This window comes from Paenibacillus sp. J31R122, from assembly GCF_056269185.1.
This window is the reverse complement of the sequence record NZ_JBWDNM010000001.1, coordinates 722,073-745,923: the sequence shown is the minus strand read 5'-3', so window position 1 is coordinate 745,923 and position 23,851 is coordinate 722,073. Positions and strand designations below refer to the sequence as shown.

Here is a 23,851-nt window from a genome sequence, read left to right as displayed (position 1 = left end):
TAGAATTGATGAGTTCAGGATACATATATGAAAACTCATATTGTTCCTGAGCTTGGCAATATGCTTTTCTAATCGGATTTATTTAGTTTAATACCACGCTGCTACCACTAGAACTTGATGAGGAAATATGTTGACCTAGCTAAGGTTGTTCACAACAAAAAAAAGCCTTGAATATCAAGGCTTTACGAGTTATAAGTTATGGTGATCTGATCAGGGTTCGAACCTGTGACCTCCACCCTGTCAAGAGTTCCAATGGTTTTTGTTGCATGTAGTTAGTGTTGTTAAAACCTTGATTTAATTAGCTTTTTCACTTCCCTGCATGGGTTAGCTGTTTGTCAATTTTGGTACCTGTAATTAGCTTTCGGCACCAGATTCGGCACCAAAAAAATAATCTACTCATGATTAAGGAGTAGATTATTTTAACAAGGTTAAGCTTATGCTGGTATGATACCATCGATTGCAACGAAATGGTTTGATTTAGCTACTGCTACCAATATCCGATGAAATGAATCAACTTATGAATCTGTTATTAAATCTCCAACAGAAGGATCTTCCCTCCGACTATTCATTGCTCTGTAGGCTTAGTCTGTCAGCATTTGAATTATTCATGATAGAATCTAGTATGCAATTTTCCTCTTCTCAACGACATCCTAATGTAACCGCAGCCATGAATCTTAACCGACTGCACTATGCAGAAGATCTGACTGTAGCGTTATTGGAAAAAAAATCCTTCATTTGACCTGAATATTTAAATCGCTTATTTCAAAAAACAGTAGGTATGCCAGTATTAACCTTCATATGGAATTATCGGAGAAGTCTCCTCATTATTCTTTAACCGAACCCATGACAATGCCCGTAACAAAATATTTCTGTAGAAACGGGTATACACACATAATCGGAACGACGGATATAAATAGCTGTGCCGCCCTAAAGTTCCGATCTGACAATGACTTCAAAGATTCTATATCAGAGAAATTCAACTTCTCTGCAGTAAAGGAGGGCAGCAGTATTTGCCTTAGGAATGATTGCAAAGGCCATTTTTCAACATCATTTAAATAAATAATCCCAGTAAACCAGTCGTTCCAGTGTCCGACCATGGAGAAGAGAGACAGTGTGGCAATAGAAGCCATGGAGATAGGAATGAATATTTTCACAAGTATTGTAAGGTGGCCTGCTCCATCAATCATTGCAGCTTCATAAAGACTTTTGGGTAGGGCTCTAAAAAAGTTCATCATCAAGATCACACTGAAGACAGGAACAGCACCAGGGATGATAAGTGACCAGAAAGAATTGAGTAGACCTGTATCCCGAACTACCAAATAAGTAGGAATTAATCCACCGCCCAACAACATAGGAACAACAAGTAGCCACATCAACGTATTTCGTCCCTTCAGTTCCTCAGGTTCTCTCGACATTGGGTACGCCGTAATACAGATTAACAAAATATTGACTGCTGTCCCTATAATTACTCTTTCAATGGAAACAAGAAATGATTGTAAAAAACCTGCATTTTGCAAAACTTTCTGATAAGCCATAGTGTGAAAGCCGATAGGCCACAATTTGACCAAATTGGCACTAGATGAAGCTTTGTCACTAAACGACACGGCAAGTATATTCCAAAGGGGTAAAACACAGCTAAGTACTATCAATCCCAGAAATATATAATTGAAGATGTCGAATATCCTAGACGATAACGAAGTATATTTAATATTCATGAAAGTGCCTCCTAGAATATTCTATAATTAGCGAACTTGTAGGCTAATTTATAGGATATAACAATCAAACCAAAGCTCACTACTGATTTAGAAAGACCAACAGCGGTTGCTAGACTAAATTGTGCATTTAATAAACCTGTCCTATATACAAATGTATCAATTATATCTCCAGTCTCATACACCACTGGATTATACATGATCAATATTTGCTCAAAACCCGCATTTAGCACATTTCCGAGACTCAAAGTAGTAAGCAGTATGGCTGTCGGCAATATCCCCGGAAGCGTTATATACAACACCCGCTGAAAGCGATTAGCACCGTCAATTTCAGAGGATTCATACAGGTCCGGGTTAATCCCTGCCAATGCAGCAAGATAAAGAATAGCTCCATGACCAAATCCTTTCCAGGTATCAGTTAGGATCATTGTAGATCTGAACCACTGATTGCTTCCCAAGAAGGAGATGCTGTCCATTCCGAAAATACCAAGCAGCTGGTTAACAATCCCGTCACCTGACAACAAATCAATAAATATTCCTCCGACAATAACCCATGACAGGAAATTCGGCAAATAAACCAATGTTTGTGTAACCCTTTTGTATAAAGTATGGCGAACCTCATTTAATAGCAATGCAAATAGAATAGAAGACACTAAGCCTGCTATTATTTTCATAACCGCGATAAAAACAGTATTATAAATAATTTTTCCGAAATCCGGCATATCCAACAGATACTTAAACCATTTTAGTCCGACAAAAGGGGAACCGGTAAACCCATGTATGGGCTGGTAGTCCTGAAATGCAATAATTATGCCATACATCGGGTAATACGAATAAATGGCAAGCACAACAAATGCAGGGACAAGCATGGCATAGAGATACCAGTTTCTCTTCAAATTCCATTTGATTCTAGTAGAATAAAAGGAGTTATTCTTTACCACATACCCAACCTCCTATGTTCAGAACGGGGAGAAGTTATTCTCCCCGTTTCTTGTAACGAGCTCCATCTTTCCTATGTGTTTCTCAATTAACTATTTTTTAGTCTTAGTTTGATACCATTCATTAACTTCCTTTGTAATCTCATCTCCGCCGGCCTTCTTCCAATCGGCAACAAACTTGTCGAATTCATCGATTTTCTTTTCTCCAATGATTATTTTGATAAAGATTTCAGATTCTAGCTTTTCCAAATACGCACCCTTGTCGATCATTGTTTTTGTTATTGCAGATGTGAACTCGTTAAATACGATCAATCCATCCTGCTGCTTGGCCTTGTTATACAAGTCAAGACTCCCTAGAAGGGGGGCTAACCCCTGCTTGTTTGTGTCGAAACCTATATAGTTCTGGTAAGCTACCATATCATCTACTTTCAGCTTATCGATAGTGTTGTTGTTAATTGCCTCTCTCATATTCATATAGGTGTTATACAGTTCAAGCGGAGCCTGATTAAATTGAAAACTAAAGAAATGGTGTACGTAATTGCCCTGGTAGACATTGAAGAATATACTCGGACCTTCCATTTGATAATCCCATATCTGTTCTTCTGGCTTAGCCTCTGGATTGATGGGCTCTCTTACCTTTTCAACAGGATACTTGAACTCATAGTTGTACTCCTGCTTCATCTTGTCCCTTAGTTCCAAGTCATTCCTATACTGCGAATCCAATTGCTCATTAAGTAAATAAACCAGCGCTTCTGGATTCTTAGTCTTGGCATTGATAGCTCTTCCGCCATTGTAATAGCCGTTATTCATGTCAAACATGACTGCTTGTTTTCCTGAAGGCCCTTTTAATGGCGCTACCGGTACCATTTCGGCCCCTGGATTAATCTTCCATAGATCAGGGAACGGCCATAACACATACCACCATTTTCCATATATGGAGAGTCCATTACCAGCTATAAATGGTTCCCTAGATTTGGCATCATCCTTCACAAAAAATTCCTTGTCCAACCAGCCATTCTCATACCATTTGTTCAGTCTTGCAAGACCTTCCTTTATTTCTGGTTGAATACTTCCGTAAGTTAAATTGCCGTTATCATCCTTCAGCCATTTGCGTGGAAATGCGCCGAAAGCGTTCATAATCGGGGTAGATGCGGGAGTGTCAAGAACGAAACCTACACCTGTGGGATTACTTGCCTTGTATGCTGCGAGAATATCTTCGAACTGCTCTAGTGTTTCTGGAGCCTGCTTACCAAGTGAATCAAGCACATCCTTCCTCAGCCAGAGGTTATCCCAGTTGGCAGCAAATGTATCGGCTGCTTGAGGGAAAGCGTAATAATTACCATCCACTGTGAAAAGAGAGAAGAAGTCTCCATTTAATTCCTTCTGATATGACTCAATCATATACTTGGTAAGTGGTGAACCATATTCGTCAATCAGTTTATTGAGCGGTAATAGCATGCCCGACTGTACCATCTTTGTGAACATATCTCCAGAGCTAATACTGATAATATCCGGTAGTTCATTGCTCGCCATCGCTAAATTCAGCTTTTGTACGTCTGTTCCTCCATCCGGAACAACCCATTTTTGCTTATACACAACACCGACTTGATCTTTCGCCCATCGCGTATAAGGGTTGTTCTCAGAGTTGTCCCCTGCTGCAAATTTTTCATCTGCCGAGGTTACTGCGTTCTTTGTAAATGTAATTTCAGGGCTATACTTATGGAACCACTTCTCTTCACCGGTCTGTGTGTTTTCTGATTGTACTGAGTTGTCTTCTGGCGTAATTTCTGTACTGTCGGGTACTTGACCGTCATCGGATTTAGTACAGCCGGATAAGATCAACAACGATAAGAGCAGCACGGCCAAACTTAGGCTGAAAACCTTTCTCATTGAATTGCCTCCTTCTTCATTTGAAAGCGCTTTATACGCAACTTCATTTTATTATGTAATCGATTTCAAAAACATTTCCTCTGTTAACCTTTTCTTGCTCTTTTTTAACTTAATTTGCACTTTTAAGGAGATTACGTCCTTATAAAATAAATAGGAAGACTACAAAGGTTTGACCTCCCAGCCTTCCTAAAACAGCTTTTACACATCTTCTATAGAAGAGCGGTCTGATAATCTTTAGGGCTCATACCAGTTTCACGTTTGAAAGTCCTATTGAAATGCGCAACGCTCAAGTATCCGACATTTTCTGCAACCTCATAAACCCTCATATTAGATTCCCTAAGAAGCTTTTTAGCCTCTTCGATTCTTAGCCTAGTCATGTATTCTGTAATATTCATACCTTCATCTTCTTTGAACAACCTGCTCAAGTAATTAGGATGTACATATAATTTTGCTGCAATACCAGACAAAGAAATATCACTACGCACGTTCTCCAAAATAAACCTTTTCACTTCTTCAACGAGATGATGCGTTTTCCCTTTCTCTTGACTTAATGCATATCCGATGTATTTTTCAGTAATTTTCCTGTACCAGACCTTCTGCTTATACAGCGAGTTCAAGCTTTTAAAGTTGGAGAAAAACATTTCATCCTCCTCATCAGCCCATTTCGACAGATGGATACCCCTCTTGTTCGAGTCCTGTATGATTGCATTGGCCACCGTGAAATAAATCTCCAATAAATGCTCATAGGGTGTTTTCTCATTCTGTTCCAACTCCACAAAGATCTCATCGATACGCTGTAGACATTTATCCTTCTGTAAAGTTTCGAGCAATAGCGAAAACGTACAGTTTGTAGACAGCGCTAAATGTCTGAAGTCATCAAGCTGGAGTAGGGGGGCGTCCGATCCAAGAATAACACCCGAATGAAAGCTCAAATTCCGATGCATAAGACTTACTATTTTATTGTAAGATTTATTAAGATCATTGATGTGAACCAATTCCCCGTAAAATATAGATACTACACACCCTGATGACCGCCTTACTGAAAGCTGGAATATCTCCGCCGATCCTTGCACATATTGGTGCAGATCTTCAAGTTGCTGTCCATCTTCCATTTGTATGAAAACCACCAGATTCCCTTCGGGATCCATAAACATCAACCCTTGTTCATCCTTTATTAGAATCTTCCAAACAAGGTTCTGAACAACAACCTCGCTCATTCCTTCTAGATCATATTGTGGCTCGGTCTCATCCATACGAATCAATATTAGGAAGGCTTGGCAATCCTTTTTGTAAAGTGGCATTCCTGCTATCCGTTGTTCATTGTCTTCATAAGCATCCATACGTCCTTGAACAATCCATGCATTCAGATACCTGTCTTGCAACAAAGGTATCGTTTCTTTTAACTGCTTCTCAGCCTTTATCAGTTTTTCTAATTCACTTAATTCCTTCTCTATTTCATCTATCGCTTTTTTTACAGCTTCAATTATTTCATCATCGGATGCAGGCTTCAGAATATAACCATGGACACCAAGATCAAGAGCCTTTTGAGCATATTCAAATTCATTATAACCTGACATAAATATCACTTTCGCCTTAGGCCACTGTCTTCTGATAATGGATGCCAGTTCCAAACCATTTGTTTCCGGCATGCGAATGTCCGATATGACGATATCAATCCTGTTTTTCCTTAATATCTCTACGGCCTGGGCACCGTCATAAGCCTTAAACTTTTCTCCTATATCTAGGTCGTTCCAATCAACATCATAAGCTAATCCATTAACAACGGCACTTTCATCGTCCACGATTAAAAGGTTATACATACATGCTATTCCTCCTCGGGAATGATGAATACTACCCTAGTACCCTGGGTTACTCTTTGTTCAAGTTTCAAATCTGCTTTTTCTCCAAATTTTAACTTGAGACGCCAATATATATTGTTTAGCCCAATGCTGTCGCTTTCCTGATTTGCTTTATTTAAGTTATTATTGATTTCTTCAAGCCTCTCAGGCTCAATGCCTACTCCGTCATCCTCAATTATAATGACGATTTTGTCCCCCTGTTTAGCTGCCTTTGTCCAAATACTTATGGGGGCCTGTACCTTTTCTATACCATGAATCAGTGCATTCTCTATCACCGGTTGGATTAACAATCTAGGTATCCATATATCTAGAACCTCCGACTGAATTTCCTCGGTATAATTGATCTTACTAGGGTAACGTAGATCCTGGATCTGGATGTAGCTCCCAATGTTCTCCATTTCTTCCCTTAGTGTGGTAGTATCCTTGTCCACCCTTGTGGTAAACCTAAAATACCTTCCGAGATACAAGGACATTTTCGATACCCCGTTAAGGTTTTCAGCCCCAGCCATTCTATAAATAAAATTCAGACAATTATATAAAAAATGAGGGTTGATCTGCGATTGGAGCAACTTCAATTTTGATTTCTGGACATTGATCCGTTCTTCATAAACTTCATGGATCAGAGAATCAATCTTAATCACCATCCGGTTGAACTGTATATGCATAAATCCCAATTCATCCTGCTTATTCTCGGGTATACGTACTTTAAAGTTCCCCATACTTACCATCAGCATGCCTTTCACCAGTTGCCGAATGGGCTGGATGATATTCTTATAGGAATAAAACGTAAAGAATAATGCTAAACCTAAAGACATGATCAGGATTATAATAATCCAGAGGCGGATCTGCAGAATGGGCTGAATAATTTGCGATACCGGTATATACATACCTAAAGATAGACCGTCACGATTTAACTTGTTTAGCGAAACGATATATTTTTCTCGCCCTTGTGAATAGGTGAACTGACCGTCCGTTTTTTCTAATTTCAATATGGCTGCCTTCAAATCATCCATATTTACGTTATGATGACTGTTGGGCTCTATACTGCGTCCCTTCAAATCAATTAGGAAACTGGTTCCACCTCCCTGAATATCTAAATTTCCAAGGAATTTCCTTACCTGTGAGACCTCAATATCAATTGTGATGACAATATTTCTTGTAGATCGGTCATAGGCGGCGGTTTGCATGAAGGACAGCACGTCAGAATTACCATCGGAGAGTTTCTTAAATCTCCAGATCCCCATATAATCGGATCCATTGTCGTATAGATTAATCTCATCCTCATTCTTAATTTCATCCATACCCTTTTTAGAGGAAAAGGCACGTTCCTTATTTCTGAGATAAATAGATATATTGCTATCGAGTTCATTAGTAGCGGAGAAAAACTTTAATTGGTTCAAGAGTGTGACATAATCCCACAGAATTCCTGTATTGTTCGGCGATTGGTTAAGCGCACTCAAATCTTTATCCGTTGAGAATACATTGGCTAGTGTTTCGAACTTTTTTAAATTATCATCTAATTGTCTGGAAAGTAGTCGAAGCGAATTGTCGTATGAGCGGAAAACTTCATTCTGTGTAATTCTCATAGCGGTATAATTAACCATGAGACTGATGATTGTGATTGGTATTATTACTACAAGGAAACTACCAAAAAGGCTTCTTGCAATCGATGATTTCCAGAGTGCTTTCATCACGCACCAACCTTACTATGTTAATGTGAACAAAATGACATTCCACAAGATGAATTTCCCTGGAATACCTACGCTTGAACCGATATCGTTCATCCTCTGTCATCATACAAATGAAAGAAAATCGGACCCGAATCTCCCATATCGCGATAAATCTACTTACCAAACCCCAAGTACCGAAACCGATTGTCCAGCCCAAAGTTCTATCTTTCTTTTTTAAACTCTTCCCTTTATTGATCATTTCATTACTTACCCAAAGTATAGCGGTTCCCCCTTATGAAAACTTGTCTACATAAGGGTGTTAAATTGCAAAATTGTTCACTCTCTGGTCATCTCCCCCCCCTCCCCGAATTCACTAACCGCGAATGAACAAGATTGCAACTATATGCAAAGTTTCGGGAAAGTATTGCTTCTTACGGCTGTGCTACCATAATGGTGAAATCATTCATTCACCGATAAAGGAGCAGTGGTTATATGTTGACTCAACAGCAAATCAACGATTTTCACAAAAACGGATATTTGGTCATGAAGGGGCTATTCACGGGCAAGGAGCTGGAGCTGATGCAAAAGGCGGCCGACGAAGCACAGACACAAGGCGTGGCACTCAAAGGCTCAGATCACCGCTATTACAAAAATAAAGACGGCAGCGAAACGTACTGGCGGTCCGAGAATATGTGGCAGCGTGACGATATATTCCAAGCTGTGACCGTCAAGCAAGAGCTCCTGGAAAATATCGGACAGATCATCGGGCATTCCTTCTATCCGTGGAACGACTCACTCGTCGTCAAGTTGGCTAATTCCGGTGCCCCTGTCCACTGGCATCAGGATCCCCCATACGGTGCGAAATCCCGCGAGACGACGTTCGGCATTCCAAACTTCACGACCGATATCTATTTAAACCATTCGGGTCCGGATAACGGCTCCGTCTGGGCGATACACGGACTGCATCTCGTTGGTCACGTCGATTTGAAGAAGGTATCCGAGGAAGAGCTTTACACCAAATGCGGTGCGGTACCGCTCGAAATGGAAGCTGGTGACGTCCTGTTTCACTGCCTATCCACGCCGCACGGCTCCGCCTTTAACCATTCTGATAAACAGAGACGTATTTTCTACATTCACTATATCAATGAAGAGGTCTACCAGGATGGCTACGCTCCTGAAGCATGGGGGAAGGAGGGCTGGGACGAAGACCGCAGGAATCTGATTCAGAGCATGCTGCAGAAGAGAGCGGCAATGGGTTTTGACACTCCGGACCTGAACGGCAGCATACAGCTCGGTGAGCAGGGGTTCAAATTTGTTGGCGCGCCAACAACGCCGCCAAGATATTGGGATACTCTGCAAGCGGAAATGTCCGCTCAACAACGAGAGAACCTTAAGGTCGTCCGTACGAACAGGTAGCTGCCGAAAAAGCGCTTCATCCCGAAAAAGGAATGAGGCGCTTTCTTATTTGGGCTACATCGCTCGCTTCGTCCGGTTGCGGTAGTCCCGTGGAGAAATGCCCTGGAATTGCTTGAAATGCTTGTTGAAGTAATGAATCGAATGATAACCACAGTCGAAGGTGATATCCGTAATCGACCGATCCGTCGTCTTAAGCAAGTACATCGCGATCTGCATCCTCATCCGATGAATGAACTGATTTGGCGTTACTCCGACCGTCTGTTTGAACTTGGTATATAAATACGTCTTCCCCTTGCCGCACATCTCGATTAAATCATGTACGTCGATGTCCTCCGTGATATGCTTCAATATATGCTCCACGACAGATATTACTCCCATATCAACGTCAACATCCGGGTTTTCCGGGTTTGAAGACATCTCCAACGTATAGCGGTAAATTTGAAGTAAAATATCAATGAAATGCATGAACTGTTTCGATTCCCAGCCCGGCAACCGTCGTTCTTGCTCTTCGTACGCCGCCAAAGCGGCGACATGGATATTGCGCGCATACGCAGTCGAAGCGAGAATATACGGAGAAACGGCTTGGGTGTAGAACGGATACAGCAGCTTATACCCGTACGGAATCATTCTCACGATCGAAGGAGAGAATAACACCATAATCCAATTGATCGGCTCATCGGATTTCTTAGCCAAATTATAATGAGGCTCGTAAGGACGGAAGATGAAGACGTCCCCGGATTCGCCGGAGTACGACCGGTTCAGCAATCTGAACTCGGCGTTATTTTCCAATAGAACATTGATTTCCAACAGATCGTGCATGTGCAACTCATGCTCGGTCTCCTCATCGATTCGCCATTCGACAATTAATTCCTCTTCCAGCTTTAAATCTTGATAGAACATATCGATTCTCCTCTTCCTTGCAGTAGAGATTATCCTAGCCTATTATAAACTTAAGTTGGCGTCATAATGCTGATAATAGGTTTAGACTTCATCAATTAGTCCTTTGAACCGTCCTTTCAATAATCTACCACATATTGTGTTAGCTAAGCCATGAATAACCTTGATCGTATTATTATTCTAAACTGCAGATATTTGAAAAAAAGGCAACCGATCACCCGGCTGCCTTTCCAAAAGAAAGAGCTCCGTCTATCCATACTACTGACTTTTTCTGCAACTACGAGATTTAATTTTCATGGGAGTTGAACATAACCAAGTTTACTACCGCCTTTGTAACTTATCTTTTACTGTTAAAAACCTTCCGAAAAATAACCACATCTACTCATTAATCGTTAACTGAGCTTGTGCTCATAGATAAACTTGCCAGCCTTGATGAAGCCGCGAACAACTTGCCACTCGATACTTCCATTTTTTTCTTCCCATATGAATAGGAACATGTGATCATTCGTTATCTCTTCGCGCATCGGCGTCAGATTGCCTGTTTCCTTGTCCGTCAAAAGCAATTCGATTGTAGTAATTCTGTCATCGGTTACATTGCCATAAAATTTATTCATCACGAGGGAATCGTGAGTGGAATTTCCTGACCAGCTATAGGAGACGGTTCTGTTTCTATCAATTTTCACGCCTCCAACACCATCGTCTGGAACCTATCCTCCCCATTGATCCTTATCGAAAGTTCAATCAACATCGCAATATCAGCGACTAGACTGGAACATATTATATTCAATAAAACGGCAATCGGATCAATTCCTTGATATAGAGAAATGACAAGAAAATGTTCCGATAAAACTAAGCATCCGTCTATAGATGGCAATTTAATGGACTATTTTCTTGTTACACAAACAATTGCAGCTTTTTTCGCGAGAATGTAGGCACTATTGTGTCTTTTGACGACAATGTAGGCACATTTGTGCATTTTCTTAAGACGCAAATGTCCCTACATTAAAAATAAAAAGTCTGTTATATCAAGATTTTTTAATCATTTTTATGGTGGTACTTGTGTGTCCTTAGACAACTTTGACGGATGACAAGAATGTGTACCAATTACCATTAAGAACTTACGTTCCTCTTCTCTTATTTAATATAATAAATAAATCATATTACAAAACAAAAGGTTGATATTCAACGAAGAAGATCAACCTTTTGTTTACGATATCTAGCAACTTTCTCCGAAAATCTTGCTATTTCATGCACACGAACCTGAATTAGTCCTCGTGATCAGAATTTATAGTCATCACTGGCATCAATTTGTCCCCCATGCCCATCATTCGTCGTGATTGTCCATCATCACTATGATCGCTAAGCTCAACTTCTGTACCAAACTTCGGTGAAGCAAAAGGCATATGAGAACTTCCCCGCCCTAAGATATGGAGATAGTTTGCAGAATCCCCTTCAAATGGTTCCCCATGATTCCAGGGTATCCACGAACGTGCATTACAATAATGTCCGACAAAAGACTTGCGGAACCTATCTGTTGTCTTGTTCGGATGTGACCGATGAAGCAAGTGTGAATCGAAGAAAAGGACATCCCCTGGCTGCATTCTTATCGGAATCGGAGGATCATATTTCCCAGCGATTTTTGATAAGGTGTTTACTTCATCATCGAGGTGGCTCGCATTTTGAATAGGATTAAGATCCGCAAAAGCATCTCTCGAGTGAAGGGATACAGATGTTAAATCAGGAGGATAAATTGGCTCATTGTTTGAACCTGGAACGACCCACAAACAGCCATTCTCTTCATCTACAACGTCAAGCGCTACCCATGCACCAACCAAAGTATCTGGGTTTGTTGGAATATAGAAGGAATCCTGGTGCCAGCCTTGACCTCCACGACCTGGTGGGTTGAAGAATAGCATACTCTGTAACGCAACAACATCCGGGCCAATCAATGCCTCTATAACATCAAGCAATTGCGTATGGAGAAGTGCCCATTCAATAGTTGGATCAATACGATGAAGCATATGCTCCCGGGTCAAATCTTGAATCTGTTGATCGATCGCCACACTGCTTTCAGAACCTGGAGCTTTTTTTTCAAAGCCTTCAATTGTATGTTTGCCCTCATACATATCTATCATGAGCTTGGCGATTCTCTGCCAATCATCACTGGCCAATAAACCTGGAATTAAAATATACCCGTTCTTTTGGTAATGTACATACTGTTCAACACTGACTAGATAGCGATCTCTACTCATAGAAATTCCTCCCTAAATGCATGTCCTTCAAATGGATGTTGCAATCGATTTTAGTGAATTTTCTCGCTTCCAGAGGCTTTCTTTATTGATTAACCAACCTCCATTTCTATGTAATCTATTTTATACCAGTGAGAGGTGAACCAGGAATGCACAAATCCTTTAATATGTATCTGAATTTGACATCTTCATTCACATTCTTCTTGTTTCATGGTAAATTTAGAGTTCAGTTATTATCTGTGAATGAAATAAAGAAATCAAACGAAAAGAGGTAGGGTATGGTAATTAATGATGAGTCGCTGTCACACTTGAATGTTACGAATACAGAGATCGGTACGATCATTTATCCTCCTGGAGGCACTTGCGGACCTCGTATCAAAAAGCATTACCAGCTAGTATTCCTACATTCGGGAGAGATACAAGTATTTATTGACCAAGTATCATTTAAAATAAAAGAAGGTCATGTCTTTCTTCTAGAACCAAATCACCATGAATATTTTGAATTCTCTAAGAACCAAGAAACTTGGCATCAATGGATCGAAATTCATGTAGATCAATTGCATTTGGATACCCGATTGAGGACTCTTCCATTACAGATTCCAATATCCGATGAAATGAATCAACTTATGAATTTATTATTAAATCTCCATCTGAAGGAACTCCACTCTGAAAATTCTTTGATCTGTAGGCTTAGCCTGTCAGCATTTGAGTTATTCATGATAGAATCTAGCATTCAGCTTCCCGCTTTTCAGCGGAACCCAATTGTAAGCGCAGCCAAGATTCTTATCCAATTACATTATACAGAGGATCTGACCGTAGCCTTACTAGCAAAAAAAGCCTTCGTTTCACCTGAATATTTAAATCGCTTATTCCAAAAAGAAACAGGTATGCCAGTATCAACCTTCATATGGAATTTCCGGGTTAAGAAAGGCATCTCATTACTGCAAAATACAGGCCTTCCTATTAGAGAAATAGCAGACCGATGCGGCTTTAAAACGGCAAATCATTTTGCACGCCAAGTAAAGGAAATGTCAAACTCCACACCATCAGAAGTGCGCAAAAGGTCCTGGACGGCTGGACGCGACATATAGGAGTATGATAAGTCATCACTTATTCTAGTTCAAATAATACCTACAACATGTATTTTCAATTTTTTTCAGCATTTCAACTCTCATACTTGTCCCATTCCTCAGTAATCGATGACAGCCAACTGATGACCTTCCAGCATGGCTACCGTACAGTAGAATAGATTGTCAGTAATCCGGCTTCACCATGGACATAGTAGGCCTGCTGCTGACGCGCCAGACTCTTATTGAGCTTCACGTTTCCAATGACGTCCCAATTTAAACCCTCTGTAAAGAAGATTTTCGCTGATGTTAGGCCCTTCATATAGTTCTGTACAGCAGCGACTATAAACGATAGAAAATACCGCACTCTATTTTTAGAGTTCTATTAATACACAGCGGCAAGTCAATGTGCTCTTCCAATCATGTACCGTCCCATAAGCCTGGGCCGAAATACGGAACTAAATACTAAAACAACACCAATGACTATTGTTTTATCAAGTAGTTGCTTGCTTGCAATCCAAAGCCTTTACTTGGCTAATAAGCGATTATAATGGAATGTGCTGGACATTAGCGGCAATAGTATAGATGTTAGAATAAAAAGCCGACCTATGTGCATTTGTTTATCCATTGAAGCAGAGCTTTGCATTCAAATTCATTAAAATAAACATTTTTACATCATATTTACATCAACGCTCTTTCATCCAATATTGCTTATAAAAATAAAAACAAAAAAAGCCTTGCTGGACAAGGCTTTACGAGTTATAAGTTATGGTGATCTGAACAGGGTTCGAACCTGTGACCTCCACCCTGTCAAGATGGCGCTCTCCCAGCTGAGCTATCAGATCATATTAGCGACAAGTAATAATATATCAGGATTCAAAACTTAAGTCAATAGTAATTTTTTCAAAATGTTAAGCAACAATATGACAGTGAGTTGCGTCAAATAAGTGCTGCAGCAAATTAAAGAAGAGGTGATCGTATGAAGAAGCGACCGTTATTAATTATGACTTTAGTAGCCATGATGCTTTTGACGCTTGGACAAACCGTGTGGGCATTTAAAGACGTAAACAACGATCCAAATGCACAAAAAATTGCTGAACTAAAAAAGCTAGGTATAATTAACGGCAATACAAAGAATGATACATTTGATCCACAAGGAAAACTAACCTACGCGGCTGGCATTTCCATGATCGTACGCGGATTGGACATCAACATTGACCATATTCGCTTCGTTAAAGCACCAAAAGCAAGCGACTCTTTCCCTAACATTAAGGATGATGCTTGGTATTCCGATGCCTTCATTATTGCTAGCTTAAACGGACTTGAAATTCCTAAAACAGTAAAAGCTAGCGACAAAATGACGCGCGAGCAGTTTGCTCACCACTTATTTAAAGCCATGATGAAGAAAGGCGACTATGCCTTTACTGAAATCTTCATGCTGATAGAAGACGAGGGTGAAATCAATAAAGAGTATATGGACAGTATTCAAAAACTGCTCATCAGCAAAATTGTCACGTTAGATAGCTCGAACAAGTTTTATCCGAAGCAAGCCATTACACGCAGCGAAGCAGCTGGATGGCTTTATGACGGCATCAAATTTGTAAAGGAGACCACTCCTATTCCTGAATTACCTGAGCAACCAGCCCTTGATTTAAAACTATCTGTTACCTCTGTAAACGCTGATGTGAACAAAGTAACCATCAGCACGCAAGTTGCACATCCTGGTTATGGTATTCGTATCGCCTCTATAGGTTTCGAAGGTGATAAAGCCATTATCTATGTAGAAACGACACTGCCTGATCCAGATAAAATGTACCCTCAAGTCATTACAGACGTTCAAGTATCTACTTATGTAGATGCTAAATTAAAACCAGTGCTTCCAGAATCAATGGAACCAAGTAATTCAGGATCCAGCACAGGCATCATTGCGGAATAGAGAACTAAGGCTTCTCCACTTATCTGATTATTTAATCAGATAGAGGAGAAGCCTTTTTTCTTCCTGTCAGTGCACCTCTAGCTCTGAAATCGTCCAGTCTACAGCAGCTCTACCAACACTCTCAAGATAGGTATTCGCTCGAGAGAATGGTTTGCTGCCAAAGAAGCCCTTTCTAGCCGCAAACGGGCTCGGATGCGGCGAAGCGATAATATGATGCTTATCCACATCAATGTTCGCCGCCTTCGCTTGAGCATGCTTACCCCACAGTATAAACACGACAGGCTCGTTACGCTCGTTTAATGAGGATATAATCCGATCCGTAAATTGCTCCCAACCAATCCCTTGATGTGAGTTAGGAGCCCCCTCCTCAACCGTCAGCACCGTATTAAGCAATAGCACCCCTTGCTTTGCCCATGAATGTAACGATCCATGCTCTGGAATTGAACAGCCTATGTCATCATGCAGTTCTTTATAAATATTTTTTAGTGATGGAGGAATTCGAACTCCGGGCTGCACAGAGAAACTTAATCCATGTGCTTGTCCAGAACCGTGATACGGGTCTTGACCTAAAATAACAACGCGCGTTTCTTCATAGGGCGTGTAATTTAGAGCGCTAAATATGTCCGAAATTTCGGGATAAATGACAGCTTCCTTCGATCGCTCTACTAGAAAAGCCTCTATCTTCTTGAAATATGGTAGGTTGAGCTCATCTTGTAAAATGCGTGACCAATCGTTATCGAAATGAATAGACAAAAAAATCCCCTCCTATTTCCTGCCGAAATCCGCTCTAATTTCCCCCCACTCTTCTGTATTCCACTTCAATATTTTATTATCATACTTATTATTGTGAAGCCAATCCGTTGCCCAGTCCGTCAAAGCCCAAATCTTCGCGGTCGACGCGTCGCGCGGCAATGTCGAGGCCGTCTTCTTATTGCGAATCCAACTGAGCGCAGTTCTAGAGTCACTATATATCGTTTGAGTGGAGCCCTTTTTCTTCAAATAATCGAGTGCATGCACAACTGCAATAAACTCGCCTAAATTATTCGTTCCATTTGGAATCGGTCCCACGTAGAACAAAAGGTCACCCGTCTGCGTATCAACCCCTTTGAACTCCACAGGCCCAGGATTACCTCTCGTCCCTACATCGACTGAGATGCTATTATAATCGATTGTTTGTTCGCTTACTATAGATTTCTGCTTCTTTCCTTCAGTGTATGGCTTAGCCTTACCAGAGGCCTTCTCTTGTCCCCAGTAGCCCTTCCAGCCTTCCTTAAAAGCAACAGCCGCTTGCTGAGCTGATTCAAATGATTTGAATTTTGCTCCGGTAAATCCGTTCACCTGCTCCTGGCACTCTTTCCACGTTGTATAAATACCAGGTCTGTTGCCGACCCATACGACATAATGCTTACTTGCTGCCATTTACACGACTCACTCCTTCGTAACTGTATATTTTGATATCTATTTATTTTAACGCTACATTTTTATCAAACCAATTATAAAAATAATCATGAATAAACTGACCAACTATACTGTATGGAGCTAATTCTTCCTCAACAAACTGATCCTTACCCCTAATACTAAAATATAACCAAAGAGCCACAGCCTCTGAAAATTGCTCTGAGCTGTATTCTACACCATTCCGCAGGTCAGCGATATATTGCATGCAATCGTCCATCGCTACTTCACCCTCACTATTAAATTCTTTTAGTTTTATTTTAAAATAAGTATAGAGCAATAGGAAATTTTTATTTCCTGATAGAACAGTACTAAAGAGTGCAGTTGAAACAGACGCAGACATAATTAGCAACTTCCATCGCTCACCATTCTCAACAATTGTAGGATCGTTCTTAAATCTCTCCAGCAATTCGTTATGTAAAGAGTCCTTTAATGCAAAAACTTGCGCATAAAGCTTGCGTGAGCTGTCCTTTAACTGGGCATCAAACTTATCGTCTCTTATCAAATAATCCGTCCCCTTCCGTTCTTTATTATAACGCATATGTCTTGAAAGAAAAAAAACCCTATTTCTTAACTTGTAATTAGCAAGTCGAGAAAAGGGATTCTTTTCTTTCATATGTACTTCTTAAAACTTGGTACTGCTAGATTGTTCAGGTATGCCGAGGACGGGAATCGAACCCGTACGGTGGTCACCCACCGCAGGATTTTAAGTCCTGTGCGTCTGCCAGTTCCGCCACCCCGGCATGGAGATAAGCTTTACAAATGGTGGGCCCTGAGGGACTCGAACCCCCGACCAATCGGTTATGAGCCGACCGCTCTAACCAACTGAGCTAAGGGCCCTCGAAAACGTATATTTCAACGTAGTCATCGAAAGGGTTGGTTGCGGGGGCAGGATTTGAACCTGCGGCCTTCGGGTTATGAGCCCGACGAGCTACCGGGCTGCTCCACCCCGCGACGTGTTTCCATTTGATTTGAAGCTTATTGAATTGGCGACAAGAATTACTATACTATATTCGACCGTTTTAAGTCAAGCATTTTTATAAATTAATTTAAAAACAATTTTTTCATGGAATAAATCGTACACCGTATCGTCCTTTTCTCGATCGAAATACCTCAACTTCATTTGGACATTCGTACCCGTATATCCAATAATCATTTTCCATACGTTTGACAAGGCACCCGGCTTGAAACTTCGTTTCATATAGTCGGACCCAATACACCCATCTTAACATCGAACCCCTCCTGATGCATATGCACTCCAGTATTTTTCGCCGATTGATCTTAACTTATTGTCATTAGAATGCCCAAATTCGGATAAATCAAGCAAAAGAATTCGAACATAATCTGCCTTTACTTCGTTACTCCTAAGTGATTGAAAAGATCAATAAACAAACAGAAGAGCGACCCAACGACATTTAAGTCATTGGGTCGCTCTTTGACATTTAAAAGTTTATCTCATCATTGGACTAATGACGCCGCCTCCGCCACCTGTCGGATTATTCTTTATCTCTTCAAGGATAGCATTTCCTTTAGTCTCCCATTCAGCAAGTGCCTCTTTTGCAGTCTTTGTTCCCTTCAGCACTTCAGCGAATAACTCATAGGCAGGCTGCTGAGCATTCCAAATTCCTGGTTTTTCATTGAAAATTCTATCCGCGTTCGAATTAGTTGGTGGCAGTGGCTTTAGAGTAGTGAAAGCGTCCATATTGTATTGCAGTCCGCCAATTGGCTTCAGAAACTCTTTGCGAGCAACCATCTCATACAAACTTCTTGATTTCAGCTTAGCCCACTCTTTACTGTTCGAGTATTTAATAAATTCCCAGGCATCCTTCGAGTTCTGTGCATTAGCATTAATTCCCATTAGTTGATTTAGGCCAATACTTCCTCCCGTGGTAGGATCACTTGGGTTTGTAGGCACCGTAACGACATCCCAATCAACTGGTACAAAATCTTTTATTTTCGAAGCGTTGTCCGAAGCTTTCTTAAGCTCATTAATATAGTAATATTCACCTATTGTCATGGCAACTTTACCTCTAATGAACAAATCACCGTAGAATGGATCGTTGCCATCCGTTTCGCTTCTCTTCTCGTTTATTAAATTAAAGTATTCTTGATTTGGTACAATATTATCTTTATGAAGCGAGGAAACACTGTTCCATACTGATTCCCACTGATCGCTGTTCACAAGCATTTTCTCGCCTTTGTCATCCCATGTCTTCAACTGCAGAGCTTGGCCGTAGACTTGAGTGTCGTTAAATCCGTCAGACTGCCAGCGATTAAATGAGAAGCCAAACTGACGGTCTACCCCTTCTCCTTTAGCCACTTGACGAGCTTTGTTAAGCACGTCATCCCATGACATTTTGTCGGTTGGAGGCTCGATACCCGCATCTAAGAACATCTTTTTATTATAAAAGAGTGCGGATGAAGTAAAGGTAGGAGTTAAAGCATAAATGTTGTTATCTCCCGCTGCTTTGATTCCGTCGATTACAGTCGGAACATAATCGGTCAAATCAAATTTATCCTGTTGAATGAGTGGGTCTAGCTGCTGCAATAAATTGTCTTGTGTCATTCTACGCAGCATATTGTAATCCAGTACAACCACGTCAACTGGGTTTTGGCCCGTCAGCATTTCTTTCATTTTTTCATACGGGTCTGGTTGTTTTTCCTGTTTTTCTGGATCAGTTTGTTGATACCGTTGATCATCATAACTGATGGCTCCAACAATTTCAAATTGTACGTTTGGATGTGTCATTTCAAACATATCAGTATATTGTTGACGGAAATAAGGCTCATTCTCCGCTCCGCCATACAATACGCCAATTCTCAGCACGCTTGTCTCCGCTGACTTGTTCGAGCCGCCGCTACATGCTGCAAGTAAGCCCACAGACAATGCTAGTGTTAAGCTAAGAGCTGCAAATTTGCGAATACGTAAACCAGGAAACCATTTGTTATTCATTCGATTTAACCCCCCAGTGATTTAGGCGGAGTAATAACTATCCGCTCTCCGTCAAACTCCATTGTCGCTTTGTCTTTAATATTCAATGCAGATAAATATTCTTTAGGCACCTGCAAACGTCCGACTTTATCGATGACGACAAAAGCCTCGTGCACCGACTGTAGTCCACTCACAGTTGGAATTTCAACCTCGCCTATTTTTGGATTACGTTTAATAAACTCAGTGCTTGTAAGTCCATCACGAATGGCAACAACTCGATCTACTTTGCTTGCAAGCGTCAAATCATGTGTAACAATTACAATCGTTATTCCGATTTCTTTATTAAGCCTTCGGAATATGCCCATGATTAAATCGGAGGTCGCTGTATCTACAGACCCTGTCGGCTCATCCGCGAGCAGAAGCTTCGGTCGGTTGGACAATGAGATCGCAATAGCAACCCTCTGCTGCTCACCCCCAGAGAGCTGATGCAGCTTGTTATGCATGCGCTCCTTCAGCCCAACCCACTCCAGCAGCTGCTTCGCATACGCTCGATCAACCTTACCAGATAGCATCATCGGCATTTCTACGTTTTCCAATGCTGACAAATACGGCAGTAGGTTACGCGCATTATTTTGCCATATGAAACCTACTGTTTCGCGCTTGTACTCCACAAGCTCCTCTTCTGTAATCTTCAGCAAATCCCATTGACCGACCCGCACCTGTCCAGCAGAGGGCCGATCAAGACCACCTAACGTATTCAGAAGTGTCGATTTACCGCTGCCGCTATTCCCTATAATGGCCATTAGCTCGCCAGCATTCACCTTCAAATTAAGGCCCTGAAGCGCTACGACTTCAAGATCATCCGTTTTGTAAATTTTCACTAGTCCTTCGCATTCGATCATAGCCGTTAACGCTCCTCTCCCATTTTGACCGCTTGATGCACTCTTAGCCTGCGAATATGCAGGAAGAGCAGTAACGCACCGGTCAGCATCATGAACCCTACAACGATGAAGAGCTGGTTCGTATCATTGGAGTCAAAGACTACTCTGAACGGAGGAACCGTTTCTGCAACGTTTTCGGTTGTCTGCAAGAATGGTAGGAAAAGAAGGCTGACAGCTTTACCGATCAGAACACCAAGTCCTATCGCTAATCCGGCTGTGAACAACTGCTCTAGAAGAAGCATGCCTGTTAACTGTTTGCGTGATAAGCCCATAGCCCTTAGCACACCGAATTGAACGACCCTGCCTGACAAGTTAAAGAACCAAAATAAGACGTATCCTGCTAAAGTAATAACGACCGAAACGAGAAAGCCGAGACTTAATATCCCAAAAACTCCGCCTCTGGAAGGATGTTTCGCTTGCGAAATAAGTTCGCTTCTTACGTCCTCCACTGATGCTAGCTCAATACCTGATTTTTGCAGAGATTCAATAATAGGTGCAACCTTCGCGTCAGGCTCCATCTTCAACCATACTTCATATGGCATCAGTGGAAGCTGATCGTAAAGATAATCTAAGTTCGTAATGATAAACGGCGACTTATCAGGGTATTGACTCGGCCAATAAGGAAGAATTCCTGTTATTGTAAACTCGAGCATGCCTTCAGGGAAGCCCACTGATACGATATCGCCTAACTTCAGCTGATACTTTTCTGCCACACCTGTAGGAATAAGCGCACCATGCTCATATTTGCCTAAATTATTCAGATAAATGTTAGGATGAGCAGGATACAAATCATCACGGAACCAGGCTACATCGTCAAATTCTGAGTTATCGATACCCATAACTGTACCTTGACCAATCGACTTGCCTGACACAACGACATTGCCCTTGGTCTGCATGACACGTGCAGCTGCTTTAACACCTTCTAGCGAGCGGAAGAGCTCAAAAGGAGGTTCACTATATAAGACTCGTGTCGGTACGGTAGTACCTCCACCGCCGCCTCCGCCAGGTCCTCCGTTTCCTGAACCACCTCCTGTGCCGCCTCCTGATCCTCCGCCAGCGCCACCTCCGCCTCCTGATCCTCCGCCTGAACCGCCGCCAGTTCCTCCGGTTTTAGTAATTTCCGGTGATCCTTCCCAGACGGTTTGAACGATAACGTCGGTTCCATATTTATAAAGGATCCGTTCAGTTGAGTTCAAATCAATCGTTCTAGCGGCAGAAGCGTTGTAAACGCCAAGTCCAAGCGTCAGAACCAATAAAATCATAATCGGATAATAGCCCTTAGTTGAGCGCGATAATTGCGTTAATGTTAAAAATAGCGGTACAGGTAAAAATTTGCGGCCAAGCCAATGAAATAGCTTTAGCAACCAAGGAAATAATCTTAGGAAAAATAATCCTAATGCAAAAATCGCCAGCGCTGGTACGAAAAACAGAAAAGGCTGAACATTCAGCTGATCCGTAGTCATTCCAGTCTGAAACGTCAGCATTTGACGTTCATTAAACATGTACCAGCCATAGCCGGCAGCAGCTAGCAGCAATACATCTAAATACCAGCGTTGCCATACGGGTCTACGATCGGAGCGAGCAAGCTCTTGCTTGTAGCTTACGATAGAAGAGCGAGCATACATGATAGCTGGAATAATAGTTGCAAGCAGTGCTAGTAATACGGCTGCCCCGCCTGCAATAATGGCCTCTGTAGAGAAGCCGACAGGAATGGATTTACGGCTGACGAACGACAGAAACCCATTTGCTGAACCGATGCTCTTCGCCATAAACCATCCAATAAATGGTCCTATCGCGAGCGCAACCGCTCCTAACAGCAAACCTTCAAGCAAGTAAATCCAAATGATTTGTCTTGTACCGGCTCCACGACTTCGCAGAACGGCAATGTCACTTCGCTGCTTATCAAGAGATTGACGAGCATTCATTGCAATAAAGAAAAAGACCATAGCAAGCATTGGTGCCGCAAGAGTGAACAACAACGTTTGCAGCTGCAAGCTTTGCTTCTTAAACTCAGTGAGCGTAGAAGCGAATGAGATTTCCACCCTTGTGTCTTTAAGGCGCTGATATAACTCAATATTGAGTCGCTCCAGCGTTCTGCCAAGCGGTGTTAATTGACTGGTTTTAATATTTGATAAATCAAACGCATAATACCAGCCTGCGTTGTGAAGCGGAATATTCTTCTTGGCAAGCAGCAGCTTCATAAAGGCTTCTTCACTGATTTGAAATGTGCTCAGCATGCCTTCAAGGCCTTGATACCAATAAGGATCCGTATCAAGCAATGGCTTAACTGCCCCGACGATTTTGACCCTTAGTGTAAGATCAAGTCCGCCGTATACCGGATATTCAAACACATCACCGATATGTATATCATTGCGGTACATTGCTTCCTCTAACATGACGGCTTCCAGCAGCGATTCGTCGCCCTCTGTATTTACAAACCACCGACCTTGAGTCAGCTCTGTCTTCCCTTCCAACCCAGACATCGTCATAATTGACATTTGTCGATTGCGTCCGGCATCAACCTTAGAAGAATCCTCTGGAGTCACCTCAGAGCTTCTAATCGAATAGCTCTTTACGAACGTTTCAAAAGGAAATCCGAGTTCTTTCGGAACATCCGTAGTGATGTATCTTTCTAGCTCTGACAATGCCGGTAAATCCGTTTTCCCGCCAGCGGGTGACTGATACCGCATTAACAAAGAACCCGCAGGTAAGCCTACGCTCTTCTGCTGCAGCGATTCGGCTACAACCCTTTTTAATGCTCCGTCCGCATACATCGGTATGCTGGTTGCAAAAGCTACCGCTAAGGTCAGTCCCGCCAACGTACTTATGGTTAGCCAGCGAGTGTTCCACATTTTGCGGAACAAAAAACGAAACAGCGGAATTCCCATT

At 41.6% G+C, this 23,851-nt stretch carries 18 protein-coding genes and 4 tRNA genes; 3 read left to right on the top strand and 19 right to left on the bottom strand.

What is annotated here, in order from left to right:
* Positions 1 to 824: 824 nt before the first annotated feature.
* From AC0YN7_RS02920 to AC0YN7_RS02900, 5 genes are all read right to left on the bottom strand, one after another.
* Positions 825 to 1,715 carry a carbohydrate ABC transporter permease gene (locus AC0YN7_RS02920; protein WP_475808434.1) on the bottom strand — a complete coding sequence of 297 codons (891 nt, stop codon included), beginning with the start codon at positions 1,713 to 1,715 and terminating at the stop codon, positions 825 to 827.
* Between the two features lie 11 nt (positions 1,716 to 1,726).
* Positions 1,727 to 2,653: an ABC transporter permease gene (locus AC0YN7_RS02915; protein WP_475808433.1), complete on the bottom strand. Its 927-nt coding sequence runs from the start codon at positions 2,651 to 2,653 to the stop codon at positions 1,727 to 1,729.
* A 90-nt stretch (positions 2,654 to 2,743) separates the two neighbouring features.
* Positions 2,744 to 4,540 carry a type 2 periplasmic-binding domain-containing protein gene (locus AC0YN7_RS02910; RefSeq protein ID WP_475808432.1) on the bottom strand — a complete coding sequence of 599 codons (1,797 nt, stop codon included), beginning with the start codon at positions 4,538 to 4,540 and terminating at the stop codon, positions 2,744 to 2,746.
* Positions 4,541 to 4,749: 209 nt separating this feature from the next.
* Positions 4,750 to 6,360 (bottom strand): response regulator transcription factor, encoded by a 1,611-nt coding sequence (locus tag AC0YN7_RS02905; protein WP_475808431.1) that lies wholly within the window; start codon positions 6,358 to 6,360, stop codon positions 4,750 to 4,752.
* Between the two features lie 5 nt (positions 6,361 to 6,365).
* On the bottom strand, positions 6,366 to 8,090 hold the full coding sequence (locus AC0YN7_RS02900; RefSeq protein WP_475808430.1) for a sensor histidine kinase: 1,725 nt from the start codon (positions 8,088 to 8,090) through the stop codon (positions 6,366 to 6,368).
* Between the two features lie 471 nt (positions 8,091 to 8,561).
* Here AC0YN7_RS02900 and AC0YN7_RS02895 point away from each other — a divergent pair, with 471 nt between their 5' ends.
* The gene (locus tag AC0YN7_RS02895; RefSeq protein WP_475808429.1) at positions 8,562 to 9,485 is read left to right on the top strand and encodes a phytanoyl-CoA dioxygenase family protein; all 924 of its coding nucleotides are present in this window, start codon (positions 8,562 to 8,564) and stop codon (positions 9,483 to 9,485) included.
* 54 nt (positions 9,486 to 9,539) lie between these two features.
* On the opposite strand, the gene AC0YN7_RS02890 is transcribed toward AC0YN7_RS02895, so the two are convergent.
* The 3 genes from AC0YN7_RS02890 to AC0YN7_RS02880 all read right to left on the bottom strand — a co-directional run bounded on the left by AC0YN7_RS02890 (position 9,540) and on the right by AC0YN7_RS02880 (position 12,634).
* The gene (locus tag AC0YN7_RS02890; protein ID WP_475808428.1) at positions 9,540 to 10,385 is read right to left on the bottom strand and encodes an AraC family transcriptional regulator; all 846 of its coding nucleotides are present in this window, start codon (positions 10,383 to 10,385) and stop codon (positions 9,540 to 9,542) included.
* 389 nt (positions 10,386 to 10,774) lie between these two features.
* Positions 10,775 to 11,065 (bottom strand): hypothetical protein, encoded by a 291-nt coding sequence (locus tag AC0YN7_RS02885; RefSeq protein ID WP_475808427.1) that lies wholly within the window; start codon positions 11,063 to 11,065, stop codon positions 10,775 to 10,777.
* Positions 11,066 to 11,647: 582 nt separating this feature from the next.
* On the bottom strand, positions 11,648 to 12,634 hold the full coding sequence (locus AC0YN7_RS02880) for a phytanoyl-CoA dioxygenase family protein (RefSeq protein WP_475808426.1): 987 nt from the start codon (positions 12,632 to 12,634) through the stop codon (positions 11,648 to 11,650).
* Positions 12,635 to 12,909: 275 nt separating this feature from the next.
* Between AC0YN7_RS02880 and AC0YN7_RS02875 the strand changes: the two genes are divergently transcribed.
* On the top strand, positions 12,910 to 13,722 hold the full coding sequence (locus tag AC0YN7_RS02875) for a helix-turn-helix domain-containing protein (RefSeq protein ID WP_475808425.1): 813 nt from the start codon (positions 12,910 to 12,912) through the stop codon (positions 13,720 to 13,722).
* 745 nt (positions 13,723 to 14,467) lie between these two features.
* Here the strand turns inward: AC0YN7_RS02875 and AC0YN7_RS02870 are convergent.
* Positions 14,468 to 14,543: transfer RNA gene (locus AC0YN7_RS02870), tRNA-Val, on the bottom strand.
* 134 nt (positions 14,544 to 14,677) lie between these two features.
* Here AC0YN7_RS02870 and AC0YN7_RS02865 point away from each other — a divergent pair.
* Entirely contained in the window at positions 14,678 to 15,634 is a 957-nt protein-coding gene (locus AC0YN7_RS02865) for an S-layer homology domain-containing protein (protein WP_475808424.1), read from the top strand.
* 66 nt (positions 15,635 to 15,700) lie between these two features.
* On the opposite strand, the gene AC0YN7_RS02860 is transcribed toward AC0YN7_RS02865, so the two are convergent.
* The 10 genes from AC0YN7_RS02860 to AC0YN7_RS02815 form a co-directional block, all read right to left on the bottom strand.
* Entirely contained in the window at positions 15,701 to 16,387 is a 687-nt protein-coding gene (locus tag AC0YN7_RS02860) for a uracil-DNA glycosylase (RefSeq protein ID WP_475808423.1), read from the bottom strand.
* 12 nt (positions 16,388 to 16,399) lie between these two features.
* Entirely contained in the window at positions 16,400 to 17,053 is a 654-nt protein-coding gene (gene rnhA, locus AC0YN7_RS02855) for a ribonuclease H (protein WP_475808422.1), read from the bottom strand.
* Positions 17,054 to 17,096: 43 nt separating this feature from the next.
* The gene (locus AC0YN7_RS02850; RefSeq protein ID WP_475808421.1) at positions 17,097 to 17,705 is read right to left on the bottom strand and encodes a hypothetical protein; all 609 of its coding nucleotides are present in this window, start codon (positions 17,703 to 17,705) and stop codon (positions 17,097 to 17,099) included.
* Positions 17,706 to 17,746: 41 nt separating this feature from the next.
* Positions 17,747 to 17,832 (bottom strand) — tRNA-Leu (locus AC0YN7_RS02845).
* A gap of 20 nt (positions 17,833 to 17,852) precedes the next feature.
* Positions 17,853 to 17,929: transfer RNA gene (locus AC0YN7_RS02840), tRNA-Ile, on the bottom strand.
* Positions 17,930 to 17,966: 37 nt separating this feature from the next.
* Positions 17,967 to 18,043: transfer RNA gene (locus AC0YN7_RS02835), tRNA-Met, on the bottom strand.
* Positions 18,044 to 18,153: 110 nt separating this feature from the next.
* Positions 18,154 to 18,321 (bottom strand): hypothetical protein, encoded by a 168-nt coding sequence (locus tag AC0YN7_RS02830; RefSeq protein WP_475808420.1) that lies wholly within the window; start codon positions 18,319 to 18,321, stop codon positions 18,154 to 18,156.
* Positions 18,322 to 18,539: 218 nt separating this feature from the next.
* Positions 18,540 to 20,042: an ABC transporter substrate-binding protein gene (locus AC0YN7_RS02825; protein WP_475808419.1), complete on the bottom strand. Its 1,503-nt coding sequence runs from the start codon at positions 20,040 to 20,042 to the stop codon at positions 18,540 to 18,542.
* Positions 20,043 to 20,047: 5 nt separating this feature from the next.
* Positions 20,048 to 20,923 (bottom strand): ABC transporter ATP-binding protein, encoded by an 876-nt coding sequence (locus tag AC0YN7_RS02820; protein WP_475808418.1) that lies wholly within the window; start codon positions 20,921 to 20,923, stop codon positions 20,048 to 20,050.
* 5 nt (positions 20,924 to 20,928) lie between these two features.
* Entirely contained in the window at positions 20,929 to 23,850 is a 2,922-nt protein-coding gene (locus AC0YN7_RS02815; protein ID WP_475808417.1) for an ABC transporter permease, read from the bottom strand.
* Position 23,851 lies beyond the last annotated feature (1 nt).

What these genes read in the sequence shown, in the direction of transcription:
- AC0YN7_RS02920 (WP_475808434.1), bottom strand. Translation starts at nt 1,715, where the DNA reads ATGAATATTAAATATACTTCGTTATCGTCTAGGATATTCGACATCTTC.
- AC0YN7_RS02910 (WP_475808432.1), bottom strand. Translation starts at nt 4,540, where the DNA reads ATGAGAAAGGTTTTCAGCCTAAGTTTGGCCGTGCTGCTCTTATCGTTG.
- AC0YN7_RS02905 (WP_475808431.1), bottom strand. Translation starts at nt 6,360, where the DNA reads ATGTATAACCTTTTAATCGTGGACGATGAAAGTGCCGTTGTTAATGGA.
- AC0YN7_RS02900 (WP_475808430.1), bottom strand. Translation starts at nt 8,090, where the DNA reads ATGAAAGCACTCTGGAAATCATCGATTGCAAGAAGCCTTTTTGGTAGT.
- AC0YN7_RS02895 (WP_475808429.1), top strand. Translation starts at nt 8,562, where the DNA reads ATGTTGACTCAACAGCAAATCAACGATTTTCACAAAAACGGATATTTG.
- AC0YN7_RS02890 (WP_475808428.1), bottom strand. Translation starts at nt 10,385, where the DNA reads ATGTTCTATCAAGATTTAAAGCTGGAAGAGGAATTAATTGTCGAATGG.
- AC0YN7_RS02880 (WP_475808426.1), bottom strand. Translation starts at nt 12,634, where the DNA reads ATGAGTAGAGATCGCTATCTAGTCAGTGTTGAACAGTATGTACATTAC.
- AC0YN7_RS02875 (WP_475808425.1), top strand. Translation starts at nt 12,910, where the DNA reads ATGGTAATTAATGATGAGTCGCTGTCACACTTGAATGTTACGAATACA.
- AC0YN7_RS02865 (WP_475808424.1), top strand. Translation starts at nt 14,678, where the DNA reads ATGAAGAAGCGACCGTTATTAATTATGACTTTAGTAGCCATGATGCTT.
- rnhA (WP_475808422.1), bottom strand. Translation starts at nt 17,053, where the DNA reads ATGGCAGCAAGTAAGCATTATGTCGTATGGGTCGGCAACAGACCTGGT.
- AC0YN7_RS02850 (WP_475808421.1), bottom strand. Translation starts at nt 17,705, where the DNA reads ATGAAAGAAAAGAATCCCTTTTCTCGACTTGCTAATTACAAGTTAAGA.
- AC0YN7_RS02830 (WP_475808420.1), bottom strand. Translation starts at nt 18,321, where the DNA reads ATGTTAAGATGGGTGTATTGGGTCCGACTATATGAAACGAAGTTTCAA.
- AC0YN7_RS02825 (WP_475808419.1), bottom strand. Translation starts at nt 20,042, where the DNA reads ATGAATAACAAATGGTTTCCTGGTTTACGTATTCGCAAATTTGCAGCT.
- AC0YN7_RS02820 (WP_475808418.1), bottom strand. Translation starts at nt 20,923, where the DNA reads ATGATCGAATGCGAAGGACTAGTGAAAATTTACAAAACGGATGATCTT.
- AC0YN7_RS02815 (WP_475808417.1), bottom strand. Translation starts at nt 23,850, where the DNA reads ATGGGAATTCCGCTGTTTCGTTTTTTGTTCCGCAAAATGTGGAACACT.